The organism is Halomonas cibimaris (assembly GCF_039537045.1).
GTDB classification, from domain to species: Bacteria; Pseudomonadota; Gammaproteobacteria; order Pseudomonadales; family Halomonadaceae; genus Vreelandella; species Vreelandella cibimaris.
In genome coordinates this window covers 1-16,228 of sequence record NZ_BAAAZT010000075.1, presented here as the reverse complement: position 1 = coordinate 16,228, position 16,228 = coordinate 1, and the positions used below count along the sequence as shown (strand labels likewise).

Here is a 16,228-nt window from a genome sequence, read left to right as displayed (position 1 = left end):
AGTTTGATAAGGCAAAACGAGGGCTAGAAAAACGGTGACCACGCGGGCTCGCGCACGTCTCCCTGCGCTGCCGGCAAGCGAAACGATGCGCGGCCGTCGGCCGAGACCGCACTCAACACGCCTCGCCCGCCCTGCTGGGTGGCAAAGAGTACCATGGTGCCGTTGGGCGCAATACTTGGTGATTCATCGTGGGTGGTTTCGCTAAGGATCACCAGCCGGCCGGATTCTAGCGTCTGGCGCGCAATCTGATAGCCGTCCCGGGAACGGTGGACCATGAAAATTCGCTCACCGTCCGGCCCGAAGCGGCCCCGCGCGTTGTATTTGCCGGTGAAAGTCAGCCGTTCGGCGTGATCACGGGCCAGACGATAGCGATACAGCTGAGGGCCGCCGCTGCGGTCCGAGGTAAACAGCAGGCTGCGTCCGTCCGGGGCCCAGTCAGGCTCGGTATCGATGCTGGCATTGTGCGTCAGGCGCTGCAGGCTGCGGTTGGCCAGGTTCATCACGTAGATTTCCGGCTGGCCGTCCTTGGAAAGTGACATGGCCAGCTTACGCCCGTCCGGCGACCAGGCGGGGGCGCCGTTGATGCCCTCGAAATCGGTCAGTTTGATGCGCTCGCCGCTGGCCACCTGCTGCACGTAGATGGCCGGGCGCTGGCTTTCAAACGATACATAGGCCAGCTTTTCACCGTCCGGCGACCAGGCCGGTGACATGATCGGCTCGTCCGAGCGGAGCACCCGGCGGCCGTTATGGCCGTCAGCATCGGCCACGTAAAGCCCGTAATCGATGCGCTCGCCCACGCCTTTTGACGTCACGTAGGCAATACGGGTAGAAAACGCGCCGGGAATATCGGTGACGGCTTCAAAGACGGCGTCGCTGATGCGATGTGCTGCCCCGCGCAGGCTATTGCCGTTGGCGGTGATGCGCTCTTGCAGCATCGGCCGGCCGCCGCTGATGTCCAGCAAGTCGTAGGCAATCTGGTAGCCGCCGTCGGCGGATTCGGCGCGCCCGACCAGCAGGTAGCGCACGTCCAGCGAGCGCCACTCGCCAAAGGCAACATCGTCGGCGCGATGCGGACGGGCCAGCATGGCATCGCGGCCGAGTGGGGCAAAATAGCCGCTGCGTTTGAGATCATTTTGAACAATCTGTGCGACGTCTTCGGGCATGCCCTCGGCGCCGGCGAACGGCACTACGCCGATGGGCAAGGCCCTATCGCTGCCCCGGGTGATTTCGATGGTCAGGTTGGCGCTCGCCGCGCTGCTGAACAGTACGACAGCCAACAGCACGGCGATCTGCACAAACCGTGCGGCGCGGCACAGGGAAAGGTATCCTGGCGTTATCATCAGCGAATTTCTCCGGGTGTGAAACGTAGGTTGAATCGGCGCAGTTCAGCCTGCTGCGCCGGCGGCAGGTCGAGAAGCTCGGCAAACGGCGCGGCGGCTTCCACGGCCTGTACCGCTGCATTGTCGAAGCCGTCGCTACCGCTTGACTGCGCCACCGTCGCGGCCAGCACTTCGCCAGAGGGGCCCAGACGCACGCGGACCGTAGCACGCATGTGGTCGCCAGCCCGCGGTGGAATGCGCCAGGCCTGCTCGACGGCGCTGCGCACAACGGCGATAAAGCTGTTGGCGGCTTTTTCGGCCTGGCGCGCCTTGGCCGCGGCCTGTTGTTCGCCTTCAAGCTTACGCTGCAGCGCCGCTTCGGCGGCTTCCCGTTCGCGCTTTTGCTGCTCGGCGCGTTCCTTGGCCGCTTGCGCTTGCCGGCGTTTTTCTTCGGCTTCGCGCTTTTGGCGGGCTTTTTCGGCCTTTTCTTGGGCGGCTTGTTCCGCTGCGGCCTTTTCAGCCGCTTCGCGCTTGCGCCGGGCTTCGGCTTGGGCACGCTCTTTTTTGCGCTCGGCGGCTTCCCGGGCTTTTTGGCGTGCTTTTTCAGTACGGCGTTCGGCCTCGGCCCGGGCGCTGGCCTTGGCCTGTTCCAGCGCTTTTTGCTTGCGCTGTGTGGCCATGTCCCGGGCCTGGTCGATGATTTTTTGCTCCAGCTTTTGCTTCTGCTCTTTTGGCGGGGCTGGTTCGGACCTCGGCTCGGGCGCCGGTTTTGCTGGCTGATTGCCGGCAGCGGCCGGCGGCGCTTCAACCTGCTGGGCTTTATCGGTGCGGGTTTCAGTGCTGATCAGTCTCGCCTGGACAATAGCGGAAGACTCGGGCGTTGCTTCGCCCCGGGGCAGGGTCACCAGGCTCAGCGCCGCTACCCCCAGATGCAGCGCCACGGCCCATACCGTCGGCCAGAAATAGCGGTTGGCGGCGCGCTTACTCATCGCGACTCGGCTCGGACATCAGCCCGACGCTGGCCACGCCCGAGCGCTGCAGCGTCGTCATTAACGCCACTACCTGGCCGTAGGCGACGTGGCGATCGCCGCGCACCATGACCGGCGTTTCAGGGCGACGCTGTACGATAGCGCCGACGCGGCGGGAGAGTTCGTCAGCCGCAACGGCGCTGGTGTCCTCGCCCAGCGTGATGTAGTAGTCGCCGGCCTTGTCGACTGAGACAATCACCGGCTCGATGTTGTCCGGGGTGTCGATAGGCTCGGCGGACGCCTGGGGCAGCGCCACGTCAACGCCCTGATGGAGCATGGGGGCGGTAATCATGAAGATGACCAGCAGTACCAGCATCACGTCGATAAACGGTACCACGTTGATTTCCGCCATCGGGCGGCGCCGGCCGCGGCGATTGAAAGGTCCCTGCATGGAAATCTCCCGATTTAGCGGGCAGGGGCGTCACCGCGCCCCTGCAAATTGCGATGCAGTATGGCGTAGAACTCTTCGGCAAAGTTTTCGTACTCGCCCAGCAGGCGCGAGGCCCGGCTTGACAGGCGGTTATAGAAAATCACGGCGGGAATCGCTGCCAGCAGGCCCATGGCCGTGGCGATTAGCGCTTCGGCAATCCAGGGAGCGACCGTGGCAAGAGTGGCCTGTTGGGCCATGGAAAGCGATTGAAACGAGCCCATAATGCCCCACACGGTGCCGAAAAGGCCGATATAAGGGCTGGCCGAGGCAACCGTGGCGAGAAAAACCAGATGGCGGTTCAGGCGCTCTTCTTCACGCGACCAGGCTACGCGCATGCTGCGCTGCACGCCTTCCAGGACCGTATCGGCGCGCGGCGTTTTAGGCGCCAGGCGGTGAAATTCACGAAATCCGGCCTGAAAAATGTGCTCACTGCCCTGGCGGGCGTCATCGGCGGAAATATTGCCGTAGAGATCGTTAAGATCCACCCCGGACCAAAAGGTAGCCTCAAAGGCCTTGTGGGCTTTCCCGGCGCGGCGCAGGGCAAAGCTGCGCTGAAAAATAACCACCCAGGAAAACACCGAGCCGACGAGGAGCAGCAATATCACAAGCTGAACCACCGGGCTGGCGTTGGCGATCAAATGAGGGATGGACAGGGAGGTAGCGTTCACGGTCGTCCTCTTTCCAGGTGGTGAAAAGTGTGGTGCTGATCGGACCTGCAGCAGGCTTTAGGGTAACGCGTCTATACGCTGGCAGCGCTGAAAACGCCCGGCAGCGCGATATTTTCACGTTGCTTGTGCAATCCCGGCAAGCGCTTCCGGCCAGGCGCGCGGCCGCATACGGCGGGCGTCCAGGCAGGCAATCTCGACGTTGGCGCAGCACAGCTGGGTGTCGTCATGCCAGACTTCCTGAGCAAACGTCATGCGGCAGCGGCTCTGCGCTACCACGCTGGCGGTCACCGCCAGGGCGTCGTCAAGCCGGGCCGGACGGGCATAGTGGCAGTCCAGCCGGTAGACCACCAGCTGAATCTGCTCGGCCAGCAGCGAGGCTTGGGTAAAACCGCGCTCGCGCAGCCACTCGCTGCGGGCGCGCTCCATGAACTTGAGATAGTTGACGTAATAGACGATGCCGCCGGCGTCGGTGTCCTCAATATACACGCGCACCGGCAGCGTGAACGTATGGTGCTGATGCGTGTCCTGACAGCTCACGGGCGTACCTCCCCGGCCGCTTGTACGGCGTCTTCATGGGGCGCGCGGCCGAAGTGCGACCAGGCCTGGCGGGTTACCACGCGCCCGCGGGGCGTGCGCATCATTAGCCCCTGCTGAATCAAATAAGGCTCGATGACGTCTTCAATGGTATCGCGCTCCTCGCCGATGGCCGCTGCGAGGGAGTCCACGCCGACCGGACCGCCGTCAAACTTGTCCATCATGGCAAGCAACAGCCGGCGGTCCATATGATCCAGGCCGTGATGGTCGACGTTGAGCATGTTGAGCGCGGCGTCCGCGATGGCTACGTTGATATGCCCCTCGCCTTTGATATCGGCATAGTCGCGTACCCGGCGCAGCAGGCGGTTGGCAATGCGCGGCGTGCCACGCGAACGCCGGGCGATTTCCACCGCGCCGTCGTCGCTTGCCGCTACCTGCAAAAGCCTGGCCGAGCGCGTCACGATGGTGGCAAGCTCTTCCAGATTATAAAACTCCAAACGCTGAACGATACCGAAACGGTCGCGCAGCGGCGAAGTCAAAAGCCCGGCCCGGGTGGTGGCGCCCACCAGGGTAAAGCGCGGCAAATCAAGCTTGATCGAGCGCGCCGCGGGGCCTTCGCCGATCATGATATCCAGCTGGAAGTCTTCCATGGCGGGATACAGCACTTCTTCGACGACCGGCGAAAGCCGGTGAATTTCGTCGATAAACAGCACATCCCCCGGCTCCAGATTGGTTAAAATCGCGGCCAGATCGCCGGCACGCTCAAGCACCGGCCCGGAGGTGGACTTGAGCCCCACGCCCATTTCCGCGGCGATGATGTTGGCCAGCGTGGTTTTGCCAAGCCCGGGCGGGCCAAACACCAGGGTGTGATCCAGACTTTCTTCGCGCAGCCGCGCGGCCCCGATAAAAATTTCGAGCTGTTCACGCACCCGGGGCTGGCCGATGTAATCGGCAAGATGCCGCGGGCGGATGGCATGGTCGATTTTGATATCGCCCTGTTCGGGTTCGGCGGCAATCAGCCGGTCATGCTCGATCATAAAGACGCTCTACTTATGAAGGATGGCGCAGGCAAGCGCCGGCGTTAGCGGCCCATTCGCCGGGTCAGCGCCGCTTTGATCAGTGCTTCGGTGGTCTGGCCGGGATCCAGATCGGCAAGCATTTTGGCCGCTTCGCCGGGTTTGTATCCCAGGCTGATAAGCGCCGCTTCGGCCTCGGCGAGCGTGTCTTGGCAAACGGATGCGGCGGCCTCCAGCGGCAGCGGTGACGCCCCCTGCTGCCATTCGGGAAAGCGATCACGCATTTCGATGATCAGCCGTTCGGCGGTTTTCTTGCCGACCCCGGGCAGTTTGGTCAGCGCCTTGGCATCGTCGTCGTGTACGCAGCGCATGAACGCATCTTCGTCCATCCCCGAAAGGATCGCCAGCGCCAGTTTGGGGCCCACTCCGTTGACTTTGATCAGCGCGCGAAACAGCGCCCGCTCGCCTTCACGAATGAATCCGTACAGCAGGTGGGCATCGTCACGCACGGTCAGATGGGTGTAGAGCACGACGGTTTCGCCCACGGCCGGCAGCGCGACCAGCGTGGTCATCGACGCCTCGATTTCATAGCCGACGCCGCTGACGTCAAGCAACAGCCAAGGCGGCTGTTTTTCCTGAAGCTGCCCGGTCAAACGTCCGATCATGATATGCGTCCTGTATTCACTGCGTTATCCAGCGCGTTTTGCGCTACAGCCGCCAGCGTCCGCTGCGCCGGCGCGCGCTGCGAGAAGAGCTGACGGGCACCTGGCCGCTTTGAGCGTAGGCATGGGTCAGCGCAATCGCCAACGCATCGGCGGCGTCTTCCTGGGGTGTGGCGGAAAGGCGCAGCATTGCCGTTACCATGTGCTGCACCTGTGTTTTATCCGCCCCGCCCTGGCCGGTGACGGCCTGTTTTACCTGGCGGGCGGCGTATTCGGCCACTGCCAGGCCGTGGTTGGCCAAGCATACCAGAGCGCTTCCGCGGGCCTGGCCCAGCTTGAGCGCAGAATCGGGGTTTTTGGCCAGAAATACGCGCTCGATGGCGGCATCGTCCGGACGGTACTCGCTGGTAACGTTGGCAAGTCCTGCGTAAATGCGTGCCAGGCGCTGCTCAAGTGCCCCGTCTCCGGTACGGATGCAGCCGCTTGCCACGTAGCGCGGCTTGCCGTTTAGCACATCGATCACGCCATAGCCGGTGATCCGCGAGCCGGGGTCAACGCCCAATAGGCGCAGGGTCGGCGTGCTGGCCTGCGGCGCGGCAGATGTCATGGCACGTCTCCTGTCGGGTATCTTGCCTTGCAAGACAAAAACACCGGCGCCCGTGGGCGCCGGCGCAGGCGGTTTACGCTCAGCCGCGCGTGGCCTATTCCGCCGTATTATCGGCCTTGGCCTTGTGGCGCAGGCGAATGTTGAGGTCTTTGAGCTGCTCGGACGTTACCGCACCGGGCGCATCGGTCATCAGGCAAGCCGCACTCTGGGTTTTGGGGAAAGCGATGACTTCGCGAATGGTGCTGGCGCCGGTCATCAGCATCACCAGCCGGTCAAGACCGAAGGCCAGGCCGCCGTGGGGCGGCGCGCCGTACTGCAGCGCGTCCAGCAGAAAGCCGAACTTCTCCTGCGCTTCTTCTTCACCGATCCCCAGGATGTCGAGCACCGTGCGCTGCATCTGCTGGTCGTGGATACGGATCGAGCCGCCGCCGAGCTCGGTGCCGTTGAGCACCATGTCGTAGGCGCGGGACAGTGCCCGGGCCGGATCAGCCTTGAGCTCGTCAGGGGTACAGGCCGGCGCGGTGAACGGGTGGTGCAGCGGGCTCAAGCGGCCGTTGCCGTCGGTTTCAAACATGGGAAAATCGACGACCCACAGCGGCGCCCAGTTTTGGGTATACAGGTCGAGATCGCCCCCCAGGCGCACACGCAGCGCACCGATGGCTTCGTTAACCACGCTGGCCTTGTCGGCACCGAAGAAGATGATATCGCCGTCCTTTGCGTCCAGACGGTCGAGCAGGTCTTCGATGATGGTGTCCATGAACTTGACGATGGGCGACTGCAGCCCGTCAATGCCCTTGGCACGCTCGTTGACCTTGATCCAGGCCAGCCCCTTGGCGCCGTAGATGCCCACAAAGCGGGTGTACTCGTCGATGGCCTTGCGCGAAAGCGACGCGCCGCCGGGTACCTTGAGCGCGGCCACGCGGCCGTCGTCGTCGTTGGCCGGCCCGGAGAACACCTTGAAGTTGACGTCTTTCATCAAATCGTCAACGTCGGTGAGCTCCAGCGGAATGCGCAGGTCGGGCTTGTCCGAGCCGAAGCGGCGCATGGCCTCGTGCCAGGTCATGCGCGGAAACTCGGGCAGCGAGACGTCGAGCACCTCGGCAAACAGCTGGCGAATCATGGACTCGGTGATGCCCATGATATCGCCCTCTTCGACAAAGGACGCCTCGATATCAATCTGGGTAAATTCCGGCTGGCGGTCGGCGCGCAGGTCTTCGTCGCGGAAGCACTTGGCGATCTGGTAGTAGCGGTCAAGCCCCGACACCATCAGCAGCTGCTTGAACAGCTGGGGCGACTGGGGCAGCGCGAAAAACTCGCCCGGGTGCGTACGGCTGGGCACCAGGTAGTCCCGCGCGCCTTCCGGCGTGGCCCGGGTCAGCACCGGCGTTTCAATATCGAGAAAGCCTTCCTTTTCCAGAAACGCGCGCACGCTGTGAGAAATACGCGAACGCAGGCGCAGCTTGTCGATCATGTCCGGGTGGCGCAGATCAATGTAGCGGTGCTTGAGGCGAACTTCTTCGCCTACCTTGCCGTGCTCGTCAAGCTGGAACGGCGGCGTGGCGGCAGTGTTGAGGATTTCGACGTCTTTTGCCAGCACTTCGATCATGCCGGTGGGCATATCCGGGTTCTGCGTGCCTTCCGGGCGCAGGCGCACCAGACCGGTAAGACGCAGCACGTATTCACTGCGCGAGCGGTCGGCGTTGGCGAACGCATCGGCGGTATCGGGATCGACCACGAACTGGGCGATGCCATCGCGATCGCGCATGTCGAGGAAAATGACCCCGCCGTGATCGCGGCGACGATGTACCCAACCGCAAACGGTAACCGTTTGATCCACCCATGTTTCGTTCAGCTGGCCGCAATAATGGCTGCGCATGTCAAATCCTGTTGTGTTACGTGGCAAATGAGTACGTAGAAAATCAGTACGTAGAGAGTAAGTACGGAAAATGGATCCGTGGCAAAGTAAGGTGCCGGGCACCGAGCGCCGGCCGGCGCCGTTGCGTATTCGCCTGCCTGCCGGGTAGCAAGCAAACGCCTAAGCGCCTATTGTCAAAGCGAGCATTATACCCTTTTGTTACCCTTGGCGAGCAAGGCCATCCGCGTAAAAGGCCACCGGCGCAAAGCGCCCGCTGCTTAGCAGGCGCTCCATTTGCATGGCGCGCCGATTACCACTGACACGGAGACCACCATGACCCATGCCGTAATGCTGGATGCCCAAAGTTTAGGACCAGCCGTTGATTTAACGCCTGTGCGTCAGCAGGTTGATCGCTTAACGGTATATGACAAAAGTACGGCGCAAAACGCCGCCGGCAGGCTGGCCGATGCCGATATTGCTATTGTCAACAAAGTCGTACTGAACGCACAGACGCTGGCGGCTCTGCCGCAGCTTAAACTGATCTGCGTGCTGGCAACGGGGCTTAACAACGTGGACCTTGACGCCGCGCGGGAACGGCGCATTGCCGTTAAAAACGTGGCCGGGTATGGCACCCGTAGCGTATCTCAGCACACCATGATGCTGATGCTGGCGCTTGCCCATCGCCTGCCCCGCTACCAGCGCGACGTTGCCGGCGGCGAATGGCAGCGCAGCGACTTTTTTTGCCTGCAGGATCACCCCACGCTGGAGCTGACGGGCAAACACCTGGTGGTAGTGGGCCAGGGCGAACTGGGCCGCGCCGTGGGCAGGCTGGCACAGGCGTTTGGTATGCGCGTCAGCTTTTGTGCCCGTCCGGGAAACAATGCCGATGACGCCCGCCCTACGCTGGATGCGCTGCTTCCTCAGGCGGACGTGCTCAGCCTTCACTGCCCGCTGACCGACGCTACGCGCCACCTGATCGATGAAGATGCGCTACGGCGGGCCAAATCCTCGCTGCTGCTGATCAACTGCGCCCGGGGCGGCATCATTGACGAACATGCCGCGCTCAGCGCTCTGCGCGAAGGCCGGCTGGGCGGGCTGGGCGTGGATACCCTGCCGCAGGAGCCGCCCTGTGACGGCCATGCGCTGCTGGACGCCCTTGAGGAGCCGCTGAACTTGATTGTCACGCCTCATAACGCCTGGATAACGCCCGAGGCGCGGCAAAAAATTGTGGCATTGACTGCCGAGAACCTTGCTGCATGGCGCCCGTCATAAGCCGGCCTTGGCGCGCCAAGCCCCTGGCGCGCCGAATTTTAGCGAGTTGTGAAATCTGCCGGCGCGCGCTCCTCGGCCGGCACGTCTCGCGATTCAAATTCAACGTGGGTGACATGGGCAGCGGGCGGGCCCTGCCATAGCCACTCGCACAGTTCGGCAAGTGCCTCGCGACGGCCGTACATAACCACCTCAACGCGGCCGTCTGCCAGGTTTATCGCGTGGCCGGTAATCTGGCGCAACAGCGCCTGCGCCTGGGTCGCCCGGCGAAACCCTACGCCTTGTACCTTGCCGGTCACCGTTGCTTTGTAACACTGTGTCATGGACCGTGTCATGGCAGCCCTCCTTGGTGTTTGAAAGGAACAAAATCAGTGTTGAAAACGACGTTAGTTTTGAAAACGACGTTAGTGTTGAACCAGCTCGCGCTTGACCAGCACGGCGGTATTGCGCGGCAGCAGCGAATGGCCGCGCCGCAACAGCAAGGCGCGCGTAAAGGCCGCGCCAAACAAAAGTATAAGAGACGAATAATAGACCCACAGCAAAATCATAACGACCGAGCCTGCCGCACCGTAGGTTGATGCCGTGGCGGTATACGTCAAATACAGCGCAATCACGCTACGTCCGAGAGTAAACAGCACGGCTGTTACTATTGCGCCGATCAACACGTCTTTCCACCGCAGTATCACATCGGGTAATACTTTGAAAATTGTGGCAAACAGCAGGGTCACCACGGCCAGTGATACCAGCGCCTCAACGCCTTGCGTCAAAAGTGCGGCGTACGGGAACAGATAATTGGCGGCATGCAGCATGGCGCTGACTACTACGCCCAAGACCAGTGAAACCAGCAGGGTAAAGCCGATGGATAGCACCACCGTCAGCGACAGCAGTCGATTTTTAATGAAAATCAACAAACTGTTGGTGGTAGGTTTAGCGGTAACGCCCCAGATTGTATTGAGTGAAAACTGCATCTGAGCAAAAACGGTGGTTGCCCCGATGAGCAACGTGCCGATGCCTAGCAGCGTGGGCAAAATACCGGCCTGTTCAATGCGCGACTGGGCCACTGCCTGCTCAATGGCCTTTGCCACCTCCGGACCAAGCGTATCCTGCAGCTGCGTGACGATCTGCCCCTGGGCGGCTTCTGGCCCCATCACCACGCCGATGACGGTCACGGCGATAATCATGGTAGGTGCCAGAGAAAACAGCGTGTAAAACGCCAGCGATCCGGCATAGCTGAAAGCGTTACGTGCCAGCCATACGCTGACGGCGTCTTGCAACACGTTGACCCAGAAGAGAATCGTGCGTTTCATTACCTACCTTCCTGTGGTTGTGTATCGTGTGCCCAGCATATCGAACCTGCTCAGGTTTCGCTGGGGCGCTTCGTTACACGTTTAGCGTTCGGCTGCCACAATGGCGCCTTCAACGGCGTGTTTACCCTGAACGTGCTTCCTATTAAAGGACATCAATATGGTGCAAGGCCGTACGGTCGCAACGCGATTTGATTTTGACTGCCTGGTTTTCATCGGCCGTTTCCAGCCGCCGCACTTGGGCCACGTTGCGGTTATTCGTGAGGCGCTCAAACGCGCCCGCCAGGTTATCGTGCTGGTGGGGTCGGCCTGGCAGGCACGTTCGCTGCGCAATCCCTGGCGCTTTGACGAACGTCAGGCCATGCTGCGCTCGGGGTTTGACGATGATGACAACCAGCGATTGGAAATCAGCCCGCTGCTGGACGCGTTATATAACGATGATGTCTGGGTGCGCGATGTGCAAAGCCGGGTGCGCGATCTCACCGTGTCAGGCAACGCGCGCCTGCCGCGCATCGGCCTGATTGGCGCCAGTCGCGGGCAGTCCAGCTACTATCTATCGCTTTTTCCCCAGTGGGAGTCGGTCAGCGTTGCGCTGGTTGAAGGCATCTCGGCCAGCCAGATACGCGAGCGCGTGTTTCGCTCGTCGATCTCCAGCGCCGACTATTTAAGCACCGGCGCCTTTCATGAACTGCCGCCGGGCGTAGTAGCACGCATCGAGGCATTTTGCCAAACGCCGCCGTATCATCAGCTGATCGAGGAGCAGCGTCTGCTGGAGCAGTATCGCCGCGCCTGGGCGGATGCCCCCTACCCGCCGATTTTTGTCACCGTCAATGCAGTTGTGGTGCAATCTGGGCATATTTTGCTGGCCCGGCGCAGCGCCGCGCCGGGAAAAGGCCTGTATGCACTGCCCGGCGGCTTTATCAGCCCCCACGAGCGGCTGTTGGATGCCTGCCTGCGCGAGCTGCGCGAACGCATTCGGCTCAAGGTGCCCGAACCTGTGCTTAAAGGATCACTGCGGGGGCAGCGGCTTTTCGATGAACCGCACCGCAGCTGGCGCGGGCGCACCCTGGCCGAGGCATTTTACTTTGCCCTGCGCCCGGACCAGCAGCTACCGCGCTTGAAACCGGTCAAGGGCGGCGATCACGCCCGCTGGGTAGCGCTGGCCGATCTGGAGCCGGAAAGTCTGTTTGAGGATCATTTCTTTATCATTCAAAACTTTCTTGGTCTGCCTGCCGATTTTGGCAGCAGCATTTAAGTAACGCTCAGGCCTGAAGAAAGTCGCGCGGCAGCTCCATCATTTGCTTCCAGAGCCGTTCCACGCCGGGTTTGTGTACCAGCGAGCAGCGATATAGGCGAATTTCCAGGGGGATATCCCAGGTTTCGCCGCCGGCGCGTACCAAACGGCCGGTTCTCAGCTCGTCTCGAATGCAAAAGTCGGGAATCCAGGCAACGCCAAAGCCGTGCAGCACCATGCTTTTGAGCCCCTCGGCCATGGCGGTTTCGTATACGGTACGCAGTCGCAGACGCAGCGGATCGTTTTTTAACAGCATCCGTACGCTGCGTCCGAGAAATGCGCCTTGCGTGTAGGCCATATAAGGAATCGGCCCTGCGTCGGTCAGCGAATAGCGCGGCGCACCGCTGTTATCCGGCAGCGTTACCGGCAGCATTTTGACCTTGCCGACAGAAAACGACGGGAACACGTCCTGGTCCAGCTGCATGGTGGCAAACGGATCGTAATACGCCAGCATCAGGTCGCAGTTGCCCTCGCGCAATACGTGAATGGCATCGCCAACGTTCATTGCTACCAGGCGCGTGGGCAGCTCTCCGAGCCCTTTTTGTAAACGCGAAATCCATGGCGGGAAAAAGCTTAGCGCCAGGGAATGAGCGGCCACGATATCCAGCGCTTCGTTGGCAATGGAAAGCCCGCGCAGATGGCTCAGCGACTCGTTGAGCTGCTCAACCAGGTGGCGTGCCGTTACCAAAAACAGCTGCCCTTCTGCGGTTAGGCCGATAGGCGTTGTGGAACGATCGACCAGGGTGGCTCCCACGGCCTGTTCAAGCGCACGAATGCGCCGGCTAAAGGCCGGCTGGGTAACGTGTCGCTGGCGTGCCGATCCCGAAAAGCTGCGCGTATTGGCCAGGGCGACAAAATCTTCGAGCCATTTTGTTTCCAGGTTCACCCTTGTCTCCTTTTTGCCCCGGACGTTTCTGTACGTAGTCAACGTGGTGTTAGCAGGTCATCTCATTTATCGATGCAGGAAAACCGTTTAACGATAAAGGGCGCCAGCAAGCGTGTGCTACGGCAGCTATTGGATAGGGGAAGTTAAATACGCCGCGCGTGATATGACTTTTTTCCATAGCGGCTGCCCTCGCAGCTCGTCAAGGCTGACCTCACGGCACTGGTGAAAATCACGGCGTAGCATAGCATCAACGTCAGCGGCAAAGTGGGTGCAAGGGAGAAAAGCAGTGATTTCAAAATTTAGCCGAAATGAGCGATTATCAAGATTAACAGTCCCAATGCTTGCTGCATCGCTGTCAATTAGAATAACTTTTTGGTGTAAGAATCCGGGTAGGTAACGGTATATTTTTACGCCACCGCGCAGCATGTCCGGTAAAAATGCCAGCGCCGACCAGTATACCAGCAGATGATCAGGCCGCTCCGGCATCATCACGCGTACGTCAACGCCGCGCATGGCCGCCAGGCGCAGCGCATCTTGCACGCCCTGATCGGGAACAAAGTACGGGCTGGTCAACCATAGCCGCTCTTTGGCGCTATAAATCAGGTTTTGCACCAGCAAGCTGGCGGTATCCTGCTGGTCTGCCGGGCCAGACGGCACGATAACCACCGGATGGTCTGCCGTTTTGGCAACGCAAGGCTGCCAGTCAAGTTCGAGCACCTCGCCTGTCGCCCAGTGCCAGTCTTCCCAAAAGGCTTCTTGAAGCCCCAGTACGCTGGGCCCTTCAAGTGCCAGGTGAGTATCACGCCAGGCGCCGTGACGCTTGCTTTGCCCTAGATATTCCACGCCCACGTTCAGGCCGCCAACCCAGCCCTTTTGGCCGTCTACCACGGTGACCTTGCGATGGTTGCGAAAATTAATCTGGAAACGATGGCGCAGCCCCCGGGAGGAACGAAACGGACTTACAGATACGCCTGCCGCATTCAGTTCGGCCAGGTATGCCTCGCTCAGCGCGTGACTGCCGATCTCGTCGTAGAGAAAGTGCACCTGCACGCCTCGCTCTACCGCCTTAAACAGGTGTTTTTTCAACCGCTGGCCCAAGGCATCATCACGGACAATGAAAAACTGCACCAGGATATATTTTTGCGCGCTATCCAGACCGGCAAACAGGCTACTGAAGGTGGCCTTACCGTCAATCAGCAGGTCAGCCTGGTTCCCCCGGGTCAGCGGCATCATCGCAAGCTGTTCGACGGCTTGAATTTCGGTGCTGCCCGGCTTGGCCAAGTGCGGCATGATCTGCGCGCGATAGCCGGAAAGTGCTTGGCGCAGTACGCTGTCGCGTGCGCCTCTGGCAGAGACATAGCCGTAAAAACGTGGGCGACCAAACAGCCAGTAGGCGGGTACCGCCACGTAAGGAAAGGTGAGCAACGAAATGATCCAGGCCACCGCGCCTTGCGAGGTGCGACTCGACATCAGCGCCATTACCACTGATACCAGGCCCAGCAAGTAAAACAGCGCCACCATCACGCCCACTAGCGAAGACGTCATAAAGACTCCATCGACAAGAACAACAGCGCCACAAGGCAATAAAAAGCCCCGCCGGGCGGGGCTTTATGCAGACAAATGGCGTCCACTCATCAGCGTTCTATATTACGCTTTTTCCGCGATAATCGCCTGCCATTTTGCCGGGCCCGTCTGGTGAATAGACGTTCCCTGGGTATCCACCGCAACGGTGACCGGCATATCTTCTACTTCAAACTCGTAGATGGCTTCCATGCCCAAGTCTTCAAAGCCCACGACGCGTGAGCGCTTGATCGCTTGGGCTACCAGGTAGGCTGAGCCGCCTACCGCCATTAGATAAACGGCCTGATTGTCGCGGATGGCCTCAATCGCTGCTTCACCACGTTCGGCCTTGCCCACCATACCCAGAAGACCGGTGTCTTCCAAAAGGGTGCGGGTGAACTTATCCATGCGCGTGGCGGTGGTCGGCCCTGCCGGCCCCACCACTTCTTCGCCTACCGGGTCGACCGGGCCGACGTAGTAGATAAACCGCCCTTTCAGCTCCACCGGCAGCGGCTCGCCGCGGCCGAGTATATCGATCATGCGCTTGTGGGCAGCGTCACGGCCGGTAAGCAATTTACCGCTGAGCAGCAGCGTATCTCCTGGCTGCCAGTGTTTGACGTCGTCCGGGGTGATGCTGTCGAGGTTGACGCGCTTGACGTTATCCCCGGCTTCTCGGGTAATTTCCGGCCAGTTTTCGAGTTTGGGCGCGGGCAGTGCCGCCGGTCCGGTGCCGTCCAGGATAAAATGCGCGTGGCGTGTTGCCGCACAGTTGGGAATGATTGCTACCGGCTTGTTGGCCGCGTGGGTCGGGTAGTCCTTGACCTTGATATCCAGCACCGTGGTCAGCCCGCCCAGCCCCTGGGCGCCGATGCCGCTGGCGTTGACCCGCTCGAAAAGCTCCAGGCGCAGCTCTTCGGAGCGGTTCTGCGCGCCGCGCTCCTTGAGCGCCTGGATATCGATAGGATCAAGCAGCGCTTCTTTCGCCAGCAGCATGGCTTTCTCGGCGGTGCCGCCAATGCCGATGCCCAGCATGCCCGGCGGGCACCAGCCGGCGCCCATCTTGGGCAGCTGCTCCATTACCCAGTCGACCACGCTGTCCGACGGGTTGAGCATGGCAAACTTCGACTTGGCTTCGCTGCCGCCGCCCTTGGCCGCTACGTGAATCTCGACCGTGTCGCCGGGCACCAGATGGTGGTGAATAATCGCCGGGGTGTTGTCCCGTGTGTTTTGCCGCGCCCCGTCCGGATCGGCGAGCACGGAGGCGCGCAGCACGTTATCGGGTAGCTTGTAGGCTCGGCGCACGCCCTCGTTGACCATGTCATCAAGGCTCATGCCATCGGCATCAAAGCGTACGTTCATGCCTACGTGGACAAACACCGTGACAATGCCGGTGTCCTGACAGATCGGCCGGTGGCCGAAAGCGCACATCCGCGAGTTGATCAGGATCTGGGCGATAGCGTCCTTGGCGGCGGGGTTTTCCTCACGCTCATGGGCATCGGCCATGGCGTCGATAAAATCCTTGGGATGATAGTAGGAAATATACTGCAGCGCATCGGCGACGCTTTGTATTACGTCGTCTCGGGTAATCACGGTCATGGACATACGGCCTCACGGGGTTTTTTCGTTGACACTTCTATTGTACCCGTCCTGTTCTGCCTGCGCGTAGTTGGCTAAGTGTAGTTTTTTAGTTTATGTAACTATTCAGGTGGCGTCGGGTGAGACTCGCCAACCCGCTGTTCCTTCAGGCATAGTACCGTCATTCGACTCCCCCACCCAGCAGGCAACATGACCATCAG

Annotated in this window: 16 protein-coding genes; 2 read left to right on the top strand and 14 right to left on the bottom strand. The window is 61.0% G+C overall.

All coding sequences use genetic code 11. From position 1 onward, the window contains the following. Positions 1-23: 23 nt before the first annotated feature. The 9 genes from tolB to aspS form a co-directional block, all read right to left on the bottom strand. Entirely contained in the window at positions 24-1,340 is a 1,317-nt protein-coding gene (gene tolB / locus ABD654_RS09765) for a Tol-Pal system beta propeller repeat protein TolB (protein ID WP_344704694.1), read from the bottom strand. Further along, positions 1,340-2,308, bottom strand: a complete 969-nt coding sequence (tolA, locus tag ABD654_RS09760) for a cell envelope integrity protein TolA (RefSeq protein ID WP_344704693.1) — start codon at positions 2,306-2,308, stop codon at positions 1,340-1,342. Before tolA ends, tolB begins: the two co-directional genes overlap by 1 nt. Next, positions 2,301-2,738 (bottom strand): protein TolR, encoded by a 438-nt coding sequence (gene tolR / locus ABD654_RS09755; protein WP_344704692.1) that lies wholly within the window; start codon positions 2,736-2,738, stop codon positions 2,301-2,303. The genes tolA and tolR overlap by 8 nt, the downstream gene beginning before the upstream one ends. Positions 2,739-2,752: 14 nt before the next feature. Next, positions 2,753-3,445, bottom strand: coding sequence for a protein TolQ (gene tolQ / locus ABD654_RS09750; RefSeq protein ID WP_344704691.1), 693 nt, complete (start codon positions 3,443-3,445; stop codon positions 2,753-2,755). Between the two features lie 114 nt (positions 3,446-3,559). Next, positions 3,560-3,982 (bottom strand): tol-pal system-associated acyl-CoA thioesterase, encoded by a 423-nt coding sequence (gene ybgC, locus ABD654_RS09745; RefSeq protein ID WP_344704690.1) that lies wholly within the window; start codon positions 3,980-3,982, stop codon positions 3,560-3,562. Next, on the bottom strand, positions 3,979-5,016 hold the full coding sequence (gene ruvB / locus ABD654_RS09740; protein ID WP_344704689.1) for a Holliday junction branch migration DNA helicase RuvB: 1,038 nt from the start codon (positions 5,014-5,016) through the stop codon (positions 3,979-3,981). The genes ybgC and ruvB overlap by 4 nt, the downstream gene beginning before the upstream one ends. Positions 5,017-5,060: 44 nt before the next feature. After that, positions 5,061-5,660: a Holliday junction branch migration protein RuvA gene (gene ruvA / locus ABD654_RS09735; RefSeq protein ID WP_344704687.1), complete on the bottom strand. Its 600-nt coding sequence runs from the start codon at positions 5,658-5,660 to the stop codon at positions 5,061-5,063. A 43-nt stretch (positions 5,661-5,703) separates the two neighbouring features. Next, entirely contained in the window at positions 5,704-6,264 is a 561-nt protein-coding gene (gene ruvC / locus ABD654_RS09730) for a crossover junction endodeoxyribonuclease RuvC (protein WP_344704686.1), read from the bottom strand. A gap of 94 nt (positions 6,265-6,358) precedes the next feature. Then, positions 6,359-8,140: an aspartate--tRNA ligase gene (gene aspS / locus ABD654_RS09725; protein WP_344704685.1), complete on the bottom strand. Its 1,782-nt coding sequence runs from the start codon at positions 8,138-8,140 to the stop codon at positions 6,359-6,361. 312 nt (positions 8,141-8,452) lie between these two features. On the opposite strand from aspS, the gene ABD654_RS09720 reads away from it, so the two are divergent. Beyond that, entirely contained in the window at positions 8,453-9,391 is a 939-nt protein-coding gene (locus tag ABD654_RS09720) for a D-2-hydroxyacid dehydrogenase (RefSeq protein ID WP_344704684.1), read from the top strand. A 38-nt stretch (positions 9,392-9,429) separates the two neighbouring features. On the opposite strand, the gene ABD654_RS09715 is transcribed toward ABD654_RS09720, so the two are convergent. Together ABD654_RS09715 and ABD654_RS09710 are read right to left on the bottom strand one after the other, a co-directional pair. Next, the gene (locus ABD654_RS09715) at positions 9,430-9,723 is read right to left on the bottom strand and encodes an acylphosphatase (RefSeq protein WP_344704683.1); all 294 of its coding nucleotides are present in this window, start codon (positions 9,721-9,723) and stop codon (positions 9,430-9,432) included. A gap of 69 nt (positions 9,724-9,792) precedes the next feature. Continuing rightward, positions 9,793-10,695 carry a YihY/virulence factor BrkB family protein gene (locus ABD654_RS09710; RefSeq protein ID WP_344704682.1) on the bottom strand — a complete coding sequence of 301 codons (903 nt, stop codon included), beginning with the start codon at positions 10,693-10,695 and terminating at the stop codon, positions 9,793-9,795. Positions 10,696-10,852: 157 nt separating this feature from the next. On the opposite strand from ABD654_RS09710, the gene ABD654_RS09705 reads away from it, so the two are divergent. Continuing rightward, positions 10,853-11,947, top strand: a complete 1,095-nt coding sequence (locus ABD654_RS09705; protein WP_344704681.1) for a bifunctional nicotinamide-nucleotide adenylyltransferase/Nudix hydroxylase — start codon at positions 10,853-10,855, stop codon at positions 11,945-11,947. A 7-nt stretch (positions 11,948-11,954) separates the two neighbouring features. Here ABD654_RS09705 and ABD654_RS09700 read toward each other — a convergent pair whose 3' ends face one another. From ABD654_RS09700 to ABD654_RS09690, 3 genes are all read right to left on the bottom strand, one after another. Next, entirely contained in the window at positions 11,955-12,872 is a 918-nt protein-coding gene (locus tag ABD654_RS09700) for a LysR substrate-binding domain-containing protein (protein ID WP_344704680.1), read from the bottom strand. Positions 12,873-12,998: 126 nt separating this feature from the next. Beyond that, positions 12,999-14,417 (bottom strand): cardiolipin synthase, encoded by a 1,419-nt coding sequence (gene cls, locus ABD654_RS09695; protein ID WP_344704679.1) that lies wholly within the window; start codon positions 14,415-14,417, stop codon positions 12,999-13,001. A gap of 102 nt (positions 14,418-14,519) precedes the next feature. Further along, the gene (locus ABD654_RS09690; RefSeq protein ID WP_344704804.1) at positions 14,520-16,028 is read right to left on the bottom strand and encodes a fumarate hydratase; all 1,509 of its coding nucleotides are present in this window, start codon (positions 16,026-16,028) and stop codon (positions 14,520-14,522) included. Between the last annotated feature and the right edge of the window lie 200 nt (positions 16,029-16,228).